The sequence below is a fragment of the Ralstonia sp. ASV6 genome (assembly GCF_016429285.1).
Classification (GTDB): Bacteria; Pseudomonadota; Gammaproteobacteria; order Burkholderiales; family Burkholderiaceae; genus Ralstonia; species Ralstonia flaminis.
On the sequence record NZ_JAELUI010000034.1, the window covers coordinates 1 to 18,473 of the forward strand.

The window sequence follows — 18,473 nt, forward strand, 5'->3', positions numbered from 1 at the left end:
TTGCCGCATGCGCGGCATTTGAGCCGCCCATCGGAGAGTTTGTAGGGCCTGCTTGCGGAACAATCCGGGCATCGCTTCATGGTCGGACCAGGGTAACTCTGGTCCGGTTTGGGTAGGAATTACCTTTATTTGTGCGTCACGTCAACATCAGTCTGAACCGGCGTCTACCGGCAGCGTATCGGGTTGCAGCGAGCGCAAAAAGCCCGCTGCGGTATCAGCTTCACGCGTGCGCTTGAAGGGCGGCAGACTTTGCCAGATTTGCCGGCCGTAGTTCTTCTCCACCAGGCGTGGGTCGCAGATCATCAGCACGCCGCGATCGGTCTCGGAGCGAATCAACCGCCCCGCCCCTTGCTTGAGCGTGATGACGGCGTGCGGCAACTGGTGTACGGCGAATGGGCTCAAGCCCTTCTTTTCCAGTGCTTCCATGCGCGCACTCAGCACCGGATCATCGGGCGGCGCAAACGGCAACTTATCGATCACGACCAGCGACAACGCCTCGCCGCGCACGTCCACGCCCTCCCAGAAACTCTGGCTGCCGATCAGCACGGCATTACCGAGCGTGCGGAAACGATCGAGCAGCTCGGTGCGGCTGGCCTGCCCCTGCACTAGCAACGGAAAATCCCAGCCACGCTGGGCAAACTCATCGGCCAGTCGTTCGGCTGCGCGGTTGACGGCACGCAGCGTCGTGCACAGCACGAAGGTCTTGCCACCCGCCGCCTCAATCATCGGCAACGCAGCGTCGAGCACGGCATCCGTAAAGCGCGGATCGCTCGGTTGCGGCAGATCACGCGGCACATACAGCAAGCCCTGCGACGCGTAGTCGAACGGGCTGTCCAGCGTCATCGACTGATCGCGATTGAGCCCAAGTTGTGCCGCGTAATGGGTGAAGTTGCCGCGCACCGACAGCGTGGCTGAGGTGAATATCCATGCGCGCGGCTGGCCCGCACGCTGGCGCGAAAAGATCGGCGCAATCGACAGCGGCGTCAGATGCAGTTGCACAGAATTGGCAAAGACCTCGACCCAGCGCACGCGCTCATCGAACGGTGCGGTTTCCACCGTCTCACCCTCTTCGTTCTTCACCACGGGCGCCGGCTTGGGGTTGGCCCACGCATCCAGCTGGTCGCACAGCGCGGCGGCACGCCGATGGCACTGCTCGATGGTCTCGGCGCGCTCGGCCTGGGCCTCCAACGCGCCTGTGAAATCCGACAGCGCTTGCTCCAGCTTCGGCAGCACTTCGTAGAACGGCTTGGCTGTCTCCTGATCGTTGTCGATCTGCTTGATCGACAGGCGCGCGCCGTCCTGGCGGAACACCAGGCGCAGATCACGTGCGGCACGCTCCAGCGGTGCGGCAATCGCAACCCAATCCACCGCATCACGCGCATGCGACAGCCCCTCAGCCACGGCATCGCGTGCCAGCTCCAGAATCTGGTTGGTCGAAATCGTCTCGCCAAAGAACAGCGTGGCGGTTTCGGGCAACTGGTGCGCTTCGTCGAAGATGATCGTATTGGCCGCCGGCAGTAACTCGGCCATTCCCGTGTCCTTCAACATCACATCTGCAAAGAACAGGTGATGGTTGACCACCACCACATCGGCCTGCTGCGCCTCCTTGCGGGCGCGCATGACGAAGCAGTCCTTGTAGTACGCGCAATCGGAACCAAGGCAGTTGTCGCGCGTGGACGTCACGAGATTCCACACCGGCGCGTTCTCGGGCACGGTGGACATCTCGGCCTTGTCGCCCGTCTTCGTGGTCTTCAGGAAGAGATTGATCTGGCGCAGCCACGCCGCATCCTGACGCGACGACAGGCGCCCGTTCTGCGACGTGCGTTCCAGGTGGTAATGGCAGACGTAGTTCGCACGCCCCTTGAGCAGCGCCACCGAGACCGGCGCATTCAGCGCCTTGCGCACCGTCGGAATGTCACGCAGGAAGAGTTGATCCTGCAGGTTCTTCGTCCCCGTGGACAGGATCACCTTGCCGCCCCACAGCATCGCCGGAACAAGGTACGCGTAAGTCTTGCCCGTGCCCGTGCCGGCCTCGACGATGAGCGAATCGGCGGCCTCAATGGCATTGGCCACCGCCTGCGCCATCGTCAGCTGCGAGCTGCGCGGCCGATACGAGTCGATGCCTTTGGCCAGCGTGCCGTCGTCGGCGAAGAGTGTCGCCAGTTCACCATGATGGGCATCGGCGGGGACGGCGGCGGGAGCAGAGCTGTCACCAGCCGCACCGGAATCACTCGGCGGCTCGGCGAGCGGGGAAAGCGAAGTCAACGGAGAAAAGTCCCTTGGGGGCAAATGAAGGAAGCCGCACGTGCTGGCGGCTTCTCGATGTTGGGGTAGGCGATGCTTAAGCCGGCACGTCCGGCTCAAGCTGCAACTGTAGCAGCGTGATGGCGTCCTTGAGTTTGAGCTTGCGCTTCTTGAGCCGCCGCAACTGCAGCTCGTCGTGATCGATTTCCGACGCCAGCTTGTCAATCAGGAAATCGAGATCACGATGCTCGATCTGCAGTTCGATGATGCGACGTGAGATCGTGTTCAGATCGCTGTCCATCACTTCCTCCCGGGACACACCCGTCCACGCTTCCGAGTTTAGAACCCCAGCGGGCTCGCGTTGCCGTTGTTTTGTTCGTTGCGGCGCTTGGTCTGCTCGCGGCGCTCTTCCAGTTCCTTCTGGCGCTGCACGGCGTCCTGCTGCTTCTCCTGGAACTGCTTGACGTTCTCTGCGCGCTTGGCGGCATTGGCGGCGCCCTGCTCTTGCGCGGCCTTGAGCTTGGCGTCGTGCTCCGCATGCTTCTGAGCGTTCGCTTGCGCGTTGGCGGCACGCTGCGGCGCTTCGGCCTGGCGTTGCGCTTCGTTCAAGCGCTGCTGTTCCTGCTTGTTCTGGAAGTCGGTGCGGTTCTTCTGCTCGGCGGCTTCGCGCTGTGGACGCTCGGCGTTGTACTGGGCTTCGCGGATGGCGCGATCCTGATCGCGGCGTGCAGCGCTGTCGGCACGCTCCGCTTCGTCCAGCGCCAGCTCGCGCTCGCGGATGGTGTGGAGTTCCGTTCGGCGCACATCCTTGGCTTTGTCGATGCAGTGTGTAACGAAGAACTTGTCGTAACACGCGCGCTCGGCCTGCGCATAGCGGTACTCGGCCCACGATTTGGCACTGTTGATGCGGTCGTGTTCCGCGCCGAAATCCGGTGGCGTGGCAGGCACGGCGGAAGCCGATGCGGACGTTGACGCAACAGCCGGCTGAGATTGGCTCCATGCGGGTGCGGCACAGAGCGCGGCAATCAGCAGAACCAGGCGGGAAACACGGCGCGCACCGGCGCGGCCAACCGTGTGGCAATGGGCAGAAAACGGGAGCGTAGGCATAACGTGCATTTTATCACCGCGCCTGTGCGGCAAACGTCGCGTGGGGGGCGCAGTCAGCGCCGGAACAGATTGTGCCTTATGGCAAAATGCGCGGCTTCCCATCGCACTCTCTGGAAGCAATGACCGATTCCGTGTTGCAGAAGATCGTCTCCCGCATTGCCGTTGAACTGGCGGTCAAGCCACATCAGGTTGCCGCCGCCGTGCAACTGCTGGACGAAGGCGCCACCGTGCCGTTTATCGCACGCTACCGCAAGGAAGTGACGGACAACCTGGACGACACGCAACTGCGTAACCTGGAAGAGCGCCTGCTGTATCTGCGCGAGCTGGAAGACCGTCGCGCGGCCATCCTGGCTTCCATCGAAGAGCAAGGCAAGCTGACCGACGCGCTGCGCACGGCCATCGAAGCCGCCGAGACCAAGCAGGTGCTGGAAGACCTCTACCTGCCCTACAAGCCCAAGCGCCGCACGCGCGCGCAGATCGCCCGCGAATGCGGCCTGGAGCCGCTGGCACTGGCGCTACTGGCGGATCCGACACTTGACCCGCAGGCCGAAGCCGCCAAGTTCGTCAACGGCAATCCGACCGCAGACGGGGGCGTGCCCGATGTGAAGGCCGCGCTGGACGGCGCACGCGACATCCTCTCCGAACAGTTTGGCGAAACGGCCGAGCTGCTGGGCAAGGTGCGCGAGCACCTGTGGAACCAGGGCTTGGTCTCGTCAACGGTGGTGGAAGGCAAGGAAACCGCCGAGGAAGAGAAATTCCGCGATTACTACGCCTACAGCGAGCCGATCCGCAACGTGCCGTCGCACCGTGCGCTGGCGCTGTTCCGCGGCCGCAATGCGGGCGTGCTGTTCGTCAAGCTGGGCCTGGGCGAAGAACAGGATGCGATGAGCCCGCACCCGTGCGAAACCATGATCGCGCGCCATGTCGGCATCGAAAACAAGGGTCGCGCGGCCGACAAATGGCTGTCGGACGTGTGCCGCTGGTGCTGGCGCGTCAAGGTGCAGCCACACATCGAGACGGAACTGCTGACGCAGTTGCGCGAATCGGCTGAAGCTGAGGCCATCAAGATCTTCGGCCGCAACCTGCACGACCTGCTGCTGGCCGCACCCGCTGGCCCGAAGGCTGTGATGGGCGTCGACCCGGGCATCCGTACGGGCTGCAAGATTGCGGTGGTGGATCACACCGGCAAGCTGCTGGAAACCGCCACGATCTACCCGCACGAGCCGCGCCGCGACTGGAACGGCTCCCTCGCGACGATGGCACGCCTGGCCAAGCAGCACGGCGTGGCGCTGGTTTCCATCGGTAACGGCACGGCCAGCCGCGAGACCGACAAGCTGGTGCAAGACCTCATGCGCAACATGCCCGAGCTGAAGCTCACCAAGATCGTGGTGAGCGAGGCTGGCGCGTCGGTGTATTCGGCGTCGGAACTGGCCGCCAAGGAATTTCCGGAGCTGGATGTGTCGCTGCGTGGCGCGGTGTCGATCGCACGCCGCCTGCAAGACCCGCTGGCCGAGCTCGTGAAGATCGACCCGAAGTCGATCGGCGTTGGCCAATACCAGCACGACGTGAACCAGCGCGAGCTGGCCCGCGCGCTGGATGCGATTGTCGAGGATTGCGTGAACGCGGTCGGCGTGGATGTGAACACCGCCTCTGCCCCGCTGCTGGCGCGCGTGTCGGGCCTGAACTCGATCCTCGCCAAGAACATCGTCGAATACCGCGATGCCAACGGCGCATTCTCCAACCGCGATGCACTGAAGAAGGTGCCACGCCTGGGCGACAAGACGTTCGAGCAAGCCGCCGGCTTCCTGCGCATCAATGATGGCGACAACCCGCTCGATCGCTCGTCCGTCCACCCGGAAGCGTATCCGGTGGTCAAGCGCATTCTGGACAGCATCAAGAAAGGCATCGGCGACGTGCTCGGCAACCGCGAGGCACTGCGCGGCCTGACCGCCCGTGACTTCACCGACGAGAAGTTCGGCCTGCCGACCGTGGTCGACATCCTCTCGGAACTGGAAAAACCCGGCCGCGACCCGCGCCCCGAGTTCAAGACCGCGACCTTCCAGGACGGCGTGGAAGACATCAAGGACCTGCAGCCAGGCATGGTGCTCGAAGGCGTGGTGACGAACGTGGCCGCGTTTGGCGCGTTCATCGACATCGGCGTGCATCAGGATGGTCTGGTGCACGTGTCGGCGCTGTCGACCAAGTTCGTGCGCGACCCGCACGAGGTGGTCAAGCCCGGCCAGATCGTCAAAGTCAAGGTGATGGAGGTGGACGTCAAGCGCAACCGCATCGGTTTGACGATGCGCCTGTCGGACGAGCCGGGCCAGACGCCTGCCCGCACCGGCGGCGGTGATCGCCCGAATAGCGGCAGCAATCGCCAAGGCGGGCAGCAACGCCGTGAGGCAGCACCGGCAGGCGGCGCCATGGCGGCCGCCTTCGCCAAGCTCAAGCGCTAAACGCGCGTTTCGCTGGACAGAACCCGCCCGGTCTTCGGACCCGGCGGGCTTTTTGTTGGCCCATCTCGAACTATGCGGAGTGCGTTACAAGTCCTTACTTGTATGGAACTTTCTTAACACTCGCGCGTCGTCGGCGCGTCTTTTCGGCCCGTTAAGGAGGCACAGGCACACATCGCGCCTGGCACCCACGAGGAGAAACACCATGAAGACGAGCCATACCCTGATCGCCATCCTGCTTGCTGCCGCTGGCACCGCTGCCTTCGCCCAGACCAGCCCAGCCACGCAAGTCCAGCAAGACAACCAGCAGATTCGCCAGGACAACCGTGACATCCGTCACGACAACCGCGATATCCGCCGTGACCGTGCAGACATTGGCGCAGACAAGGCCGCCCTGGCTGACGAACGTGCTGAACGCAACGCCGCCCAACGCCGCGAAGATCGCGATCTGGCCCATGGCAACGTCAAGGGGGCCGAATACTGGAACAAGCAGCGCGCTCAAGACCAGCACCAGATCAACGCCGACCGCCGCGACCTGCACAATGATCGTCGCGACCTGCATCACGACGTCAAGGACCGCAACCACGACGTGCACGCGCGCAACGACGAAGTGCATGAGCGCAACAAGGCTGCGTCGAAGATGTAATTCCGATGGTGTTTGCGGTACGCCTCAAGCAAAACGGCCCGTGCGTCTCTCTCGCACGGGCCGTTTTGTTTTTCAGTGACGACGGTCTTAAATCTCGACCTTGGTCCCCAGTTCCACCACGCGGTTGGCGGGGATATGGAAGAAGTCCGAAGGCTTGGCGCCGTTCTGGTGCATCCAGGCAAACAGACGCTCGCGCCACATCGACATCCCCGGCAGCTTGGACGGCACCACCGATTCACGCGCGATGAAGAATGACGTGTCCATCAGTTCGCAGCGCGTGCCGATCTGCGGCTGACCCAGTTCGAGCACACGGTACACGTCCGGCGTTTCCTTGAAGCCATATTCGGCCTTGACGATGTAGATGCCACCGCCCAGGTCACGCACCGTCACGCGGTGCTTGTCATCTACGTACGGAATGTCGCGCGTGACAAAGCTGATGAAAATCACGCGTTCGTGCAGCACGCGGTTGTGCTTCAGGTTATGCAGCAGCGACACCGGCACAAAGTCGGTATTGCCGGTCAGGAACACCGCCGTGCCTTCCACGCGATGCGGCGGATGCGCCAGCAGGCCCGCCAGGAACGGCTCCAGCGGAATGCCGTCTTCCAGGCTGCGCGCGCGCAACAACTTCTTGCCCTTGTACCAGGTCATCAGCAGGAAGAACACGCCGGCACCCAGCATCAGCGGGAACCAGCCACCATCGCGGATCTTCAGCAGGTTGGCCGCGAAGAACGCCAGGTCGACCACCAGGAAGCCCACGCACACCAACGACACCAGCACCGGGTTCCAGCGCCACACCGAGCGCATCACCACCGCCGCCAGTACCGTGGTGATGACCATCGTGGTCGTCACGGCAATACCGTAGGCCGCGGCCAGGTTGTCGGACTTCTTGAACGCCAGCACCACGCCAATCACCAGGATCAGCAGCATCCAGTTGACCATCGGCACGTAGATCTGGCCGATCTCAGCTTCCGACGTATAACGGATGCGCATGCGCGGCACAAAGCCCAGCTGAATCGCTTGGCTCGTCAGCGAGAACGCCCCCGAGATCACGGCCTGCGAGGCAATGACCGTTGCGGCCGCGGCCAGCACCACCATCGGCAGCTGCAGCGCCTCCGGCACGGAGCGGTAGAACGGGTTCTCGATCGTGCTCGGGTCGGTCAGCATCATGGCGCCTTGGCCGAAGTAGTTCAGCAACAGGCTCGGTGCCACGATAAAGAACCACGCCCAGCGGATCGGGCGCGCGCCAAAGTGGCCCATGTCGGCGTACAGCGCTTCCGCGCCGGTCAGCACCAGAAACACCGAACCCAGCACGATGAATGCCTGCAGCGCGTGGTCATGCAGGAACGAAATCGCATACATCGGGTTGATGGCCACCAGAATCTGGGGAGCCTTCACTAGGTTCATCAGGCCCAGCGCTGCCAGTGCGGCAAACCACACCAACATCACTGGACCAAACAGCTTGCCGACCACCGATGTACCGCTGCGCTGGATCAGGAACAGCGCTGTCAGGATTACCAGCGTAACCGGCAGCACGAACGGCGATAGCGCAGGCGCCGCGATTTCCAGGCCCTCCATGGCTGAAAGCACCGAGATGGCCGGCGTGATCACCGCATCGCCATAGAACATGCACGCCCCGAAGACGCCGAGCATCATCAGCAGCGACACGCGTTTTGAGTTCGGATTGGCCGTGCGCAGCGACAGCGCCATCAGCGCGAGGATGCCGCCTTCGCCGTTGTTGTCGGCGCGCATGACAAACAGCACGTACTTGAGCGACACCACGATCACCATCGCCCAGAAAAGCATCGAAATGATGCCGAGCACCGCGGTATTGGAAAAGGGAATGCCGTGCTCCGGATTGAAGGCTTCCTTGAGCGAGTACAGCGGGCTGGTCCCGATGTCGCCGAACACCACACCGACCGCGCCGATCACCATGGCGCGCAGGTTTACGTTGGTCTTGGGGGGGGACCCCGCTGCTGTAAGAGCTTGACTCATGTGCTTGTAAATCGGCCAAAGTACTGGCCGCTCAAAAAATAGTGCAATGCACAATGAGGGCGGATTGTACTCCGCGCCTTTCTCACGCCAACCCCTCAAACGGGCAGTCGTTGCCGCGCTGCATCAGGACAAATCCCCCCTTGCCATTGGCGTTTTGGGGCGCCCGCGTCGAATCGCATCGACAAACAGCCGTTTGATATCTGTAACGGAAACCGGAGCAAAGCCAAGCGCTATGCACCTTGTTGCCGGATCAGGCGTGCTGTACTGCACATAGCCAAACGTAGGACAGCAGCGGACAGAAATTTGTAGGAGAATGACCGACAAAGCTGAATTGCAAACTTCTTTGCCAGACCGCCCGGACGGCGACGCGGCAATTCCTGAACAAGGTCGGGCTTTGTCCTATTCATCCATCCGCATCTGGGGACGTACACAGACCGCACTGGCCGCACTGATCGTGCTGCTGGTCGTCGCTGTGGTGCTGTTCGCCATTCCGCGCGTGATCCTGCCCTGGACGCAGTCGGCGTTCGCGCAGCGTCTCGATCCGGCGGTGTGGGCGGACTACACAGGCCCGTATGACGTGGCGGCGGCCGTGGTGGCCGTCAGCGCCATCGTCATCTACCTGACCCGGCGCTAGGGCCGGTTGACACGGTTCAACGTGCCAGCGCGCGAGCGCACTCCGCCACCAACGACGGACCACGATAGATCAGCCCGGTATAGAGCTGCACAAGCTGTGCGCCAGCGTCGATCTTCTCGCGCGCGTGCTCACCCGCCAGAATGCCGCCCACGCCGATGATCGGCACGGTATCGCCCAGCAAACCGCGCAGCGCGCGAATCACTCGCGTCGAACCTTCACGCACCGGCTGACCCGACAGGCCGCCCGCCTCTTCCGCATGCGCCAAGCCGGTCACAGCTTCGCGGCGGATCGTCGTGTTGGTCGCGATCACGCCATCCATCTTGTGGCGCAACAACGCATCGGCCACGTTGGCAATCTGATCGTCGTCGAGATCCGGCGCGATCTTCAACGCCACCGGCACGTAGCGCTTGTGCTGATCGGCCAGGCGCTGCTGGGCATAGCGCAGCGTACCGAGCAGGCTATCGAGTTCGCTCGCACCCTGGAGCTGACGCAAGTTCTTCGTATTCGGCGACGAGATGTTCACCGTCACGTAGCTGGCATGCGGGTACACGCGCTCCAGGCAGTGCAGATAATCGTCGACGGCGCGTTCGATGGGCGTATCGGCGTTCTTGCCGATGTTCAGGCCGAGCACACCACCCGCCTCGCGCCACTTCGATGCCTTGACATTATTGATGAAGGCATCGACACCACCGTTGTTGAAACCCATGCGGTTGATCAGCGCATTCGCGGCCGGCAAGCGGAACATGCGCGGACGCGGGTTGCCCGACTGCGCGCGCGGCGTGACCGTGCCCACCTCGATGAAGCCGAAGCCAAGCGCGCCGAGCGCGTCAATATAGGCACCGTCCTTGTCTAGGCCAGCAGCCAGCCCCACCGGGTTCGGAAACGTCACACCCATCACCGTGCGCGGTTGCGGCGCAATGCGCGCACCAATGCAACTGGAGAACCCCATCGCATGCGCCCGCTTGAGCTGGTTCAACGTGAAGTGGTGCGCGTCTTCGGGGTCCATCGAAAACAGCAGCGGGCGGGCAAGCGGGTACAGGGCGTTGAGCACGGTCAGAGTCAGGAGAAAACGCGAAAGGCCGCATTGTAAACGGCGCGCGCATTGCAATGCATCGTGTGCGCCGCATTCGAACATCACGATACTGGATGCGTCTAACAATCAGGCACGGCTTGCCCTCGTAGGCACATCGCACAAGCATCACGCACCACCACAGTGACGATTGCACGAGAAAGATGTTGCATCGCCACAGCAGTTTCGATATACTCTTTTATTCGACGGACGCGGGGTGGAGCAGTCTGGCAGCTCGTCGGGCTCATAACCCGAAGGTCGCAGGTTCAAATCCTGCCCCCGCAACCAGCCAGAAGTCGAACGTGTTTTTTACGGACGCGGGGTGGAGCAGTCTGGCAGCTCGTCGGGCTCATAACCCGAAGGTCGCAGGTTCAAATCCTGCCCCCGCAACCAACGACGAAAGTCAAACGGCTCGCTCCAAGACCTGGGCCGAATAAGAAACACTGCAGCAAAGCCCGCAACTAGCGGGCTTTTTGCTTTTCTGCGTGCCGCCACAGCCCGCAGCTCAGTCGATACCCCGACCATGCGGGACCACACCACCTCGGTGATACACTGAGATATTCCACCTGCCTGAGTGCACATGGTTCCCATGAAATTCTGTTCCAACTGCGGCCAGCCAGTCGTCTCGCGCATCCCCGCCGGCGATAACCGACTGCGCGACGTGTGCGATCACTGCAATACGATTCACTACGTGAATCCGCGCAACGTGGTCGGCACTGTGCCCGTGTGGAACGATCAGGTCCTGCTGTGCAAACGCGCCATCGAGCCGCGCTACGGTTTCTGGACCTTGCCCGCAGGCTTCATGGAAATTGGAGAGACGACCGCGCAAGCCGCCGAGCGAGAAACGCTGGAAGAAGCTGGCGCCAGCATCGAGATCGGTGAACTGTATTCGGTGCTGAATGTGCCGCACGTGCATCAGGTGCACCTGTTCTACCTGGCCAAGTTGAGCAATCTCAATTTCGCTGCGGGCGAGGAAAGCCTGGAAGTCGCGCTCTTCAATGAAGCCGACATCCCCTGGGATGACCTCGCCTTCCCGACCGTCATCCATACGCTTCGCTGCTTCTTTGCCGACCGCGCGGCAGGCAAGCTGACCGACGGCAGCTTCCGCCTCCACACGCTGGACATCTACAAGCCAATGCGCTCGGCCACGGTCGACACACCGGCCACGACGTCGTAATCCGGCCTCAACATTTCTCCGCATCATGATCGCCTGGCTGGATCCGCACGATCCCTTTCCGCCGGTCGATCGCGCGCTCGGGCCTGAATCCGAGGCGCCGGGCCTGCTTGCCGCAAGCGCCGAACTTTCTCCGCAGCGGCTGCTGATTGCGTATCGGCAAGGCATCTTTCCCTGGTATGCGCAGGGCCAGCCGGTGCTGTGGTGGAGCACTGATCCGCGCATGGTGCTGCGCCCGGAGGACTTTCGCGTATCAGCTACGTTCCGCAAGACACTGCGCCGCGTGCTCGATAACCCCGCCTGGGAAATCCGCATCGACCACGCATTCCGCGAAACGATGGTCGACTGCGCCACCACCGCGCGTCCTGGCCAGCACGGCACGTGGATCACCGAAGACGTGATCCAGGCGTATACCGCCCTGCACCGTCGCGGCTATGCCCACAGCGTCGAGACCTGGTATGCCGGCAAGCGCGTAGGCGGTCTGTACGGCGTATCTTTGGGCCGTATGTTCTACGGTGAATCCATGTTCGCCCACCGTACCGACGCCTCAAAAATCGCCTTGGCGGCACTGTGCGCCTTCCTCGGCAGTCAGGGCGTCGCGATGATAGACTGCCAGCAGGAGACCGAACATCTGGCGTCGCTGGGAGGAGCCCCGGTGCCGCGCGCAGCGTTTCTCGCGCATGTGCGGGAAGCGGCCAACGCGCCGGCCATCGTGCCGTGGCACTTCGACAAATCCGCGCTTCGTCGATGGACCGTGCGCAATGAGCAAGCTTAAGGAACTTCCTCTCTCGGCATTGCAGTTCTATGCCACCGCGCCTTACGCGTGCAGCTACCTGGATGGCCGCTTGGCGCGCTCGCAGGTCGCCACGCCGGCGCACCTGATCAACGCGGACGTCTACTCCAAGCTCGTGCGCGCCGGGTTCCGGCGCAGCGGCATCTTCACGTATCGCCCCCACTGTGACGACTGCCACGCATGCACGCCCTGTCGCGTCGTGGTCGATCAGTTTTCGCCTTCACGCACGCAACGCCGCGCTGTGGAGCGGCATCAGTCGCTCGAGGCGCTGGTCGCTCCGCTCACCTATGTCGAAGAGCACTACCAGCTCTACCTGCTTTACCAATCCGTCCGCCACGCCGGCGGCGGCATGGATCATGACAGCCGCGACCAGTACGAGCAGTTCCTGCTGCAAAGCCGGGTGAATTCGCGTCTAGTCGAGTTTCGCGAGCCACCCGAATCGCCATTGGCGGGCAAGCTGCGCATGGTAAGCATGATCGACGTGCTGGAGGACGGTTTGTCGTCCGTCTACACGTTCTACGATCCGATGGAGCACAAGGCGAGCTACGGAACATACAATGTGCTCTGGCAGATCGCCCAGGCGCAGGCGTTGGACCTGCCCTATGTCTACCTCGGCTACTGGATCGAACAGAGCCGCAAGATGGCCTACAAGGCTTTGTTCCAGCCGCTGGAGTTGCTGGTCAATGGGGAGTGGCGGCGATTTGAGGACGTAGCACCGGCCACGGAGTAAGCCTCAGCGAGAGGTTCGCTCAATCCCGGCATCGATCACGCCGTATGCGCTGATATTGGAGCTCTGGCTGTATTGCTCGCGCGAGGTCGTGCAACCTGCCAGCGCGGCACCCACGCACACCAACCCCGCGGCCCACAGCACGGCACGTTTCCATCCAGTCGTTCGGTTCATCGGGTCAACTCCTCTCATGGCGTGGTTGTGAGCCGTTCGGCCAGCACCGTGTTGTATGCGCGGACCATCCCCGGGATCAGGAATACATCCACCAAAACCCACAGCCCGCCGATGACGGCCAGCACCCAGCCCGCCGTATTGCTCATGTCGCGAAACGCCAGCCAGGTCCCGCCAATGTTGGCGACCGCCTGCGCGATGCCGCTGCCCGGCCGTTTCACGTAGAAACGATGCGCCCCGAGAAAGCCCAACAGGAACCACCAGAGGTAGGCGACGCCGGTGGTCTTCTTTTGGGCGTCGTACAGCATGATTTCGCGGGCAGTTTCGTTCATAGGGTCGGTAAGCGTGGGCGTTTCCGGTCAGACAGCAGCGCGGCTCGCGCGTTCCATGTCGCGTATCGATTACATGCTGGCGAGCTTGGCCTCTGCCTTGTCGGCCCACAGGCGCATCTCGGCAAGCAGCGACGCCGGCGAGAACGAGCAACTCTCCTCACTGAACGACACGGCCATGTCCAGCCGCTGCAGCATCGACCGGCGGACCTGGTCGTATGCCGGCGGCAGCACGGCCAGCGGCGCAAGCGTGGTTTCATCGCGCCAATGCTTGAGCAAGCGCGGAATGTCAGGCGATTGCGCATGGCGATCCAGCGCGTCACGCAGCGTTTGCAGGGATTCAGCAGCGGTCATGCACGCGCCCTCTTCTCACGGTACAACTCACGGAATGTTTTACCGGCGGGGGCCGGCATGTCTCGTGTATCGGTCCACCCCTTGCCGACCGGCAGCGAATGGATCAGCTTCTTGTCGCCGCCCATCCAGCGCAGTGCACGCGCCGCAACCCATGTACCCGCTGAATACAGCGCCGGCCGCCGCGCCATGAAGCCCCATACGCGCAAGCCGAAACGCTCGGATTGCGGGCGCAGTTCGCGCTCCATCTGCTTCTCGCGCAGCTTGCGCAGCAGGTCCGACAAGGGAATCGATGCCGGGCAGACGCGATTACATTCGCCGCACAGCGTAGCCGCCTGCGGCAGGTCCAGCGCGTTCGACAGTCCGACGTAGCTCGGCGTGAGCACACTGCCCATCGGGCCTGGATACACCCAACCATAGGCATGCCCACCGATCTTCTGATAGACCGGGCAATGGTTCATGCATGCGCCACAGCGGATACAACGCAGCATCTCCTGAAACTCGCCACCGATCAAACCACTGCGGCCACCATCGACGATGACGAAGTACATGTGCTCAGGGCCGTCTTTCTCGCCGGGCGCGCGCGGACCGGTCAACAACGAGAAGTAATTCGAGATGGCCTGCCCTGTGGCCGAGCGCGGCAACAGGCGCATCACGGTCGCCAGATCTTCGAGTGTCGGCAATACTTTTTCGATGCCCGTCACGGCGACGTGCACGCGCGGCATGATCGTGCACATGCCTTCATTGCCTTCGTTGGTAACGACGGCGACCGAGCCCGTCTCGGCAATGATGAAGTTGCCGCCCGTCACACCCATGTCGGCAGAAAGAAACTCGGGGCGCAGCACCTCGCGCGCCTCGCGGGTCATTTCAGGGATGTCGGTCAGGCGCGGCTTGTTGTGCGTCTTGGCGAAGAGGTCTGCGATCTCTTCCTTATCCTTGTGCACCACCGGCGCGATGATGTGCGACGGTGGCTCGCTGTCGTTGATCTGGAGGATGTATTCCCCCAGATCCGTTTCGATGCTTTGCACGCCCATCTCGCCGAGCACCTGATTCAGACGCATCTCTTCGGTCACCATCGACTTGCTTTTGATGACCTTCTTGACCTCGTGCTTGCGGGCGATTTCCGCCACCAGGCGAGCGGCATCGGCCGTCGTTTCAGCAAAGAGCACCTTGGCGCCGCGGCGCGTGGCCTCAGCCTCGAATGTGGCGAGCCATACATCAAGGTTCTCCAGCGCGCGGTTGCGACGTTCTTTCAACGCCTCGCGCGTGGCCGGGAAATCAATCTCCTGAATGGCCGTCGCGCGTGCGGTGACGAACTTGGTCGAGAGCTTGGTGAGATTCTGCTGCAGGCGCTTGTCGGCAAGCTTCTGCCCGGCACGCGCCTTGAATTCCATGCTGCGGACTTGCATGCGATTGCGTCTCCGTCGTGTTCTTGGCGCTCAGGCGTCGCCGGCAAGGACCTGCGCGATATGCAGCACACGCGTGCTCGTATCGCCCGTGCGGCGCAGCCGACCTTCGATGTTGAGCATGCAGCCCACATCACCAAGCACCACGGCATCAGCGCCACTGGCCTTGATGTTGGCGCACTTCTCGTCGGCGATGGCAGTGGAAATATCGCCGTACTTAATCGAGAACGTGCCGCCGAAGCCGCAACACGCCTCGCACGACGGCATCTCGGTCAGTTGCACGCCGGGCAGCTTGCCGAGCAACTCGCGCGGCTGCGTCTTTACGCCCAGCTCGCGCAGGCCCGAGCATGAATCGTGATACGTGACGTGGCCTTTGAATTCGGAATCGAGCGACTCGATACGCGCGACATTGACAAGGAAATCGGTCAGCTCGTGCACGCGGGGCGCCAAGCGCTCGTAGCGGCCGGCAAGCTCCGGATCATCGCGAAAGAGATCGGCGTAACCCTTGCGGATCATGCCGCCGCACGAGCCGGACGGGATGACCACGTAATCAAACTGTTCGAATTCCTTGAGCGTTTTCTCGGCCAGATCGCGCGCCAGCGGGCGATCACCCGAGTTGTAGGCAGGCTGGCCGCAGCACGTCTGGGCCGGCGGCACCACCACGTCGTAACCGGCCTTTTCCAGCAGCTTGAGCACCGAAAAACCGATGTCAGGCCGCATCAGATCAACCAGGCAAGTGACGAACAGTCCTACGCGCATGGGGAGTCTCGTGTGTTCTTGGAAGCCGTCATTATGCGCCCGACGCCCAGCCAGCGCGGGTTTTCAGGCATAGAACTTCTTCATGCCGCCCATGAGTGCGCTTCACGATGCCCTCTTAAGCACAACGCAGGCGCGACCGAGAATGCCCTCGAAAATATCCGGAATCACGTATCAGGATGGTGCGCATTTTCACATCGTGGGATAAAATTTTGCATCGCATTCGCACCTATCCCGGCACCCATGGCAGAAGCAGATAAGGACCCCGGCAAGACGTCCATCCAGGTCATCGAACGCATGATGATGCTGCTTGACGCACTGGCCGAGCACGCCGATCCGGTCAGCCTGAAGGCGCTGTCCGCCAGCACCGGACTGCACCCGTCCACCGCCCACCGCATCCTGAACGACATGGTGGCGTGCCGCTTTGTCGATCGCTCCGACCCGGGCAGCTATCGCCTCGGCATGCGCCTGCTGGAACTCGGCAATCTGGTCAAGGCGCGCCTGTCAGTGCGTGAAGCCGCGCTGACGCCCATGCGCGCGCTGCATCGCCTGACCGGCCAGACCGTCAACCTTTCCGTACGCCAGGGCGATGAAATCGTCTACATCGAGCGCGCCTACTCTGAGCGCTCCGGCATGCAGGTCGTGCGCGCCATTGGTGGTCGCGCGCCGCTGCATCTGACATCGGTCGGCAAGCTGTTCCTGGCGGCAGACGAGATCGGCCGCGTGCGTGCCTATGCCACGCGCACCGGGCTGTCGGGCCACACGCGTACGTCGATTACCGATCTGCCCAAGCTGGAGCGTGAGTTGAATTGGGTGCGCACCAACGGCTACGCACGTGACAACGAAGAGCTGGAACTCGGCGTGCGCTGTATCGCTGCCGGCATCTACGACGATTCGCGCCGGCTGGTGGCGGGCCTGTCGTTGTCCGCACCGGCAGACCGGCTGCAGGACAGCTGGCTCGACAATCTCAAGGACACCGCCCTGCAGATTTCCAAGGGCATGGGCTACACCTATGACGAGGAGCCGGTACGCGCAGAATGAGCGCCAGCTTTACCCAACAAAAAAGCGCGTCATCGGACGCGCTTTTTTGTTGGGCGATCAGACTGCAACTCAGGCGCCGCGCTGCTCCGAAGCCAGCACCGTCGTCGGTTGCGTCGACACCGGCACGTTGCGCAGCGGCGCAGCAGCCTGCGTAGCGGCCTCGACATGCGGATTGCGTTCCAGCCAGTTGCGCACGCGCGTGGCATCCGCAAAGCGCGTCAGGTTGCCAGCGGAATCCAAGAACACCATCACCACGTTGCGGCCATGCACGTTGGCCTGCATCACCAGGCAGCGGCCCGCTTCGTTGATGAAGCCGGTCTTCTGCAGACCGATGTCCCATTCGCCGCCACGCACCAGGCGGTTGGTATTCACGTAGTGCAGCGAGCGGCCGTTGGCGTTGACAGTGTGCTCGGTGGTGGTTGTGAACTGGCGGATCGTGGGGACCTTGTAAGCGGCAACGACGATCTTGGCCAGATCCTGTGCGCTCGATACGTTGCTGCTCGACAGGCCGTTCGAATCGACGTAGTGCGTGTCGTTCATGCCGAGTTCATGCGCCTTGCGGTTCATGGCGGCAACGAATGCCGGACGGCCGCCCGGATAGTTGCGCCCCAGCGCCGAAGCCGCACGGTTCTCAGACGACATCAGCGCCAGCAGCAGCAAGTCTTCACGCGTGAGCATCGTGCCAAAGCGCAGACGCGAGCCGGTGTTGCGCTCGTAGTCGCGGTCTTCTTCAGTGATCTCAAGCAGTTCGTCCATCGGCTGATGCGCTTCGGTCACGACCAGCGCGGTCATCAGCTTGGTGATCGAGGCGATCGGCAACACAGCGGCCGAATTCTTCTGAAACAGGACTTCACCAGTGTTCTGATCCATCACCAGTGCGACAGACGAACGCAGCGCCAGCGCATCCGGCGTGGAACGCAGACCCATCGCCTCGCCCAGCGTCGGGCTGGCCGGCACAAAGGCCGCGCGCACCGGGCGTGCACCGCGTTCAACCACGATCACGCGGCGCTTGCCCTTTACGGTCACGACCTTGCGGACCTTGGAGGTGGCAGTTTCATCGCTGCTGGCAGCCGCGACCTTGGCGCTGGCTTTCTTGCTGGCGACAGTCTTGCCTTTGGATTTTGCTTTCTTGCTGGCGGCGGGCTTTTTGTCAGCAGTGGCAGCATGGGCCACGGAGGCGACGGAAACAGCGGCGAGCGCGACGGTCATCAGCGAAGCTAGGCCGAGACGTCGGAAAAATGAGGATACAGACCGTGACATGATTCGATCACCCGCGCGTGAGATGGCGCAAGTGTAGGCAAAAACAAAATTCTTAGCAAGATGAAGGACTTAGCTCACAGCCTTAAAGTTTGACCTGTGGAGCCTTATCATTCAGACATCATTTCGACGCAATTCCCTGCTACGGCAGGCCACAATTTGCGAAGAAAGTTGCGCATAGGGCACTTTCTGAGTAACGCGTCAAAACGTATTGCGAAGGCTCCGGAACAGAGCACCTCATCCCGCTCGAATACGGTTTACAACGTCGTCCAACACTTCCTCACAATGCGCCCGCGCTTACACGCCGACTGCATGATGGAAGT

The 18,473-nt window shown here is 62.4% G+C and carries 18 protein-coding genes and 2 tRNA genes; 9 read left to right on the plus strand and 11 right to left on the minus strand.

The genetic code is table 11. The annotated features are described in order from the left end of the window. Positions 1–147 precede the first annotated feature (147 nt). The 3 genes from JHD73_RS08825 to JHD73_RS08835 all read right to left on the minus strand — a co-directional run bounded on the left by JHD73_RS08825 (position 148) and on the right by JHD73_RS08835 (position 3,351). Positions 148–2,265, minus strand: coding sequence for an ATP-dependent DNA helicase (locus tag JHD73_RS08825; protein ID WP_199029853.1), 2,118 nt, complete (start codon positions 2,263–2,265; stop codon positions 148–150). 76 nt (positions 2,266–2,341) lie between these two features. After that, positions 2,342–2,545 carry a DUF465 domain-containing protein gene (locus JHD73_RS08830; RefSeq protein WP_021194625.1) on the minus strand — a complete coding sequence of 68 codons (204 nt, stop codon included), beginning with the start codon at positions 2,543–2,545 and terminating at the stop codon, positions 2,342–2,344. 38 nt (positions 2,546–2,583) lie between these two features. Next, a complete protein-coding gene (locus JHD73_RS08835; protein WP_199029855.1) occupies positions 2,584–3,351 on the minus strand; it encodes a hypothetical protein in 768 nt (255 codons plus the stop codon). Positions 3,352–3,470: 119 nt separating this feature from the next. Here JHD73_RS08835 and JHD73_RS08840 point away from each other — a divergent pair, with 119 nt between their 5' ends. Together JHD73_RS08840 and JHD73_RS08845 are read left to right on the plus strand one after the other, a co-directional pair. Then, complete coding sequence (locus JHD73_RS08840) at positions 3,471–5,807, plus strand: Tex family protein (RefSeq protein WP_199029857.1); 2,337 nt, start codon at positions 3,471–3,473, stop codon at positions 5,805–5,807. 202 nt (positions 5,808–6,009) lie between these two features. Then, positions 6,010–6,450 (plus strand): hypothetical protein, encoded by a 441-nt coding sequence (locus tag JHD73_RS08845; protein WP_199029859.1) that lies wholly within the window; start codon positions 6,010–6,012, stop codon positions 6,448–6,450. Positions 6,451–6,537: 87 nt separating this feature from the next. Here JHD73_RS08845 and JHD73_RS08850 read toward each other — a convergent pair whose 3' ends face one another. Further along, positions 6,538–8,442, minus strand: a complete 1,905-nt coding sequence (locus JHD73_RS08850; RefSeq protein WP_199029861.1) for a potassium transporter Kup — start codon at positions 8,440–8,442, stop codon at positions 6,538–6,540. A 313-nt stretch (positions 8,443–8,755) separates the two neighbouring features. Between JHD73_RS08850 and JHD73_RS08855 the strand changes: the two genes are divergently transcribed. Continuing rightward, positions 8,756–9,076, plus strand: coding sequence for a hypothetical protein (locus JHD73_RS08855; RefSeq protein ID WP_233176859.1), 321 nt, complete (start codon positions 8,756–8,758; stop codon positions 9,074–9,076). A gap of 16 nt (positions 9,077–9,092) precedes the next feature. On the opposite strand, the gene JHD73_RS08860 is transcribed toward JHD73_RS08855, so the two are convergent. Then, positions 9,093–10,127, minus strand: a complete 1,035-nt coding sequence (locus JHD73_RS08860) for a quinone-dependent dihydroorotate dehydrogenase (RefSeq protein ID WP_199029863.1) — start codon at positions 10,125–10,127, stop codon at positions 9,093–9,095. Positions 10,128–10,356: 229 nt separating this feature from the next. On the opposite strand from JHD73_RS08860, the gene JHD73_RS08865 reads away from it, so the two are divergent. From JHD73_RS08865 to JHD73_RS08885, 5 genes are all read left to right on the plus strand, one after another. Beyond that, positions 10,357–10,433: transfer RNA gene (locus JHD73_RS08865), tRNA-Met, on the plus strand. A gap of 28 nt (positions 10,434–10,461) precedes the next feature. Beyond that, a tRNA-Met gene (locus tag JHD73_RS08870) sits at positions 10,462–10,538 on the plus strand. 196 nt (positions 10,539–10,734) lie between these two features. Then, on the plus strand, positions 10,735–11,322 hold the full coding sequence (locus JHD73_RS08875) for an NUDIX hydrolase (RefSeq protein WP_199029864.1): 588 nt from the start codon (positions 10,735–10,737) through the stop codon (positions 11,320–11,322). A gap of 25 nt (positions 11,323–11,347) precedes the next feature. Further along, a complete protein-coding gene (gene aat / locus JHD73_RS08880; RefSeq protein WP_199029866.1) occupies positions 11,348–12,094 on the plus strand; it encodes a leucyl/phenylalanyl-tRNA--protein transferase in 747 nt (248 codons plus the stop codon). After that, positions 12,081–12,842, plus strand: a complete 762-nt coding sequence (locus tag JHD73_RS08885) for an arginyltransferase (RefSeq protein WP_199029868.1) — start codon at positions 12,081–12,083, stop codon at positions 12,840–12,842. The genes aat and JHD73_RS08885 overlap by 14 nt, the downstream gene beginning before the upstream one ends. Positions 12,843–12,845: 3 nt before the next feature. Here the strand turns inward: JHD73_RS08885 and JHD73_RS08890 are convergent, their stop codons facing one another. From JHD73_RS08890 to JHD73_RS08910, 5 genes are all read right to left on the minus strand, one after another. Next, the gene (locus tag JHD73_RS08890) at positions 12,846–13,013 is read right to left on the minus strand and encodes a hypothetical protein (RefSeq protein WP_199029870.1); all 168 of its coding nucleotides are present in this window, start codon (positions 13,011–13,013) and stop codon (positions 12,846–12,848) included. Between the two features lie 14 nt (positions 13,014–13,027). After that, a complete protein-coding gene (locus tag JHD73_RS08895; RefSeq protein ID WP_199029872.1) occupies positions 13,028–13,342 on the minus strand; it encodes a TM2 domain-containing protein in 315 nt (104 codons plus the stop codon). Positions 13,343–13,411: 69 nt separating this feature from the next. Beyond that, positions 13,412–13,693 carry a hypothetical protein gene (locus tag JHD73_RS08900; protein ID WP_199029875.1) on the minus strand — a complete coding sequence of 94 codons (282 nt, stop codon included), beginning with the start codon at positions 13,691–13,693 and terminating at the stop codon, positions 13,412–13,414. Next, the gene (locus JHD73_RS08905) at positions 13,690–15,099 is read right to left on the minus strand and encodes a LutB/LldF family L-lactate oxidation iron-sulfur protein (protein WP_199029877.1); all 1,410 of its coding nucleotides are present in this window, start codon (positions 15,097–15,099) and stop codon (positions 13,690–13,692) included. Before JHD73_RS08905 ends, JHD73_RS08900 begins: the two co-directional genes overlap by 4 nt. 30 nt (positions 15,100–15,129) lie before the next feature. Further along, entirely contained in the window at positions 15,130–15,855 is a 726-nt protein-coding gene (locus JHD73_RS08910) for a (Fe-S)-binding protein (protein WP_199029879.1), read from the minus strand. A 240-nt stretch (positions 15,856–16,095) separates the two neighbouring features. Between JHD73_RS08910 and JHD73_RS08915 the strand changes: the two genes are divergently transcribed. Then, a complete protein-coding gene (locus JHD73_RS08915; protein WP_039597466.1) occupies positions 16,096–16,893 on the plus strand; it encodes an IclR family transcriptional regulator in 798 nt (265 codons plus the stop codon). Positions 16,894–16,962: 69 nt separating this feature from the next. Here JHD73_RS08915 and pbpG read toward each other — a convergent pair whose 3' ends face one another. After that, positions 16,963–18,153, minus strand: a complete 1,191-nt coding sequence (pbpG, locus tag JHD73_RS08920) for a D-alanyl-D-alanine endopeptidase (RefSeq protein WP_199029881.1) — start codon at positions 18,151–18,153, stop codon at positions 16,963–16,965. Positions 18,154–18,473: the final 320 nt, after the last annotated feature.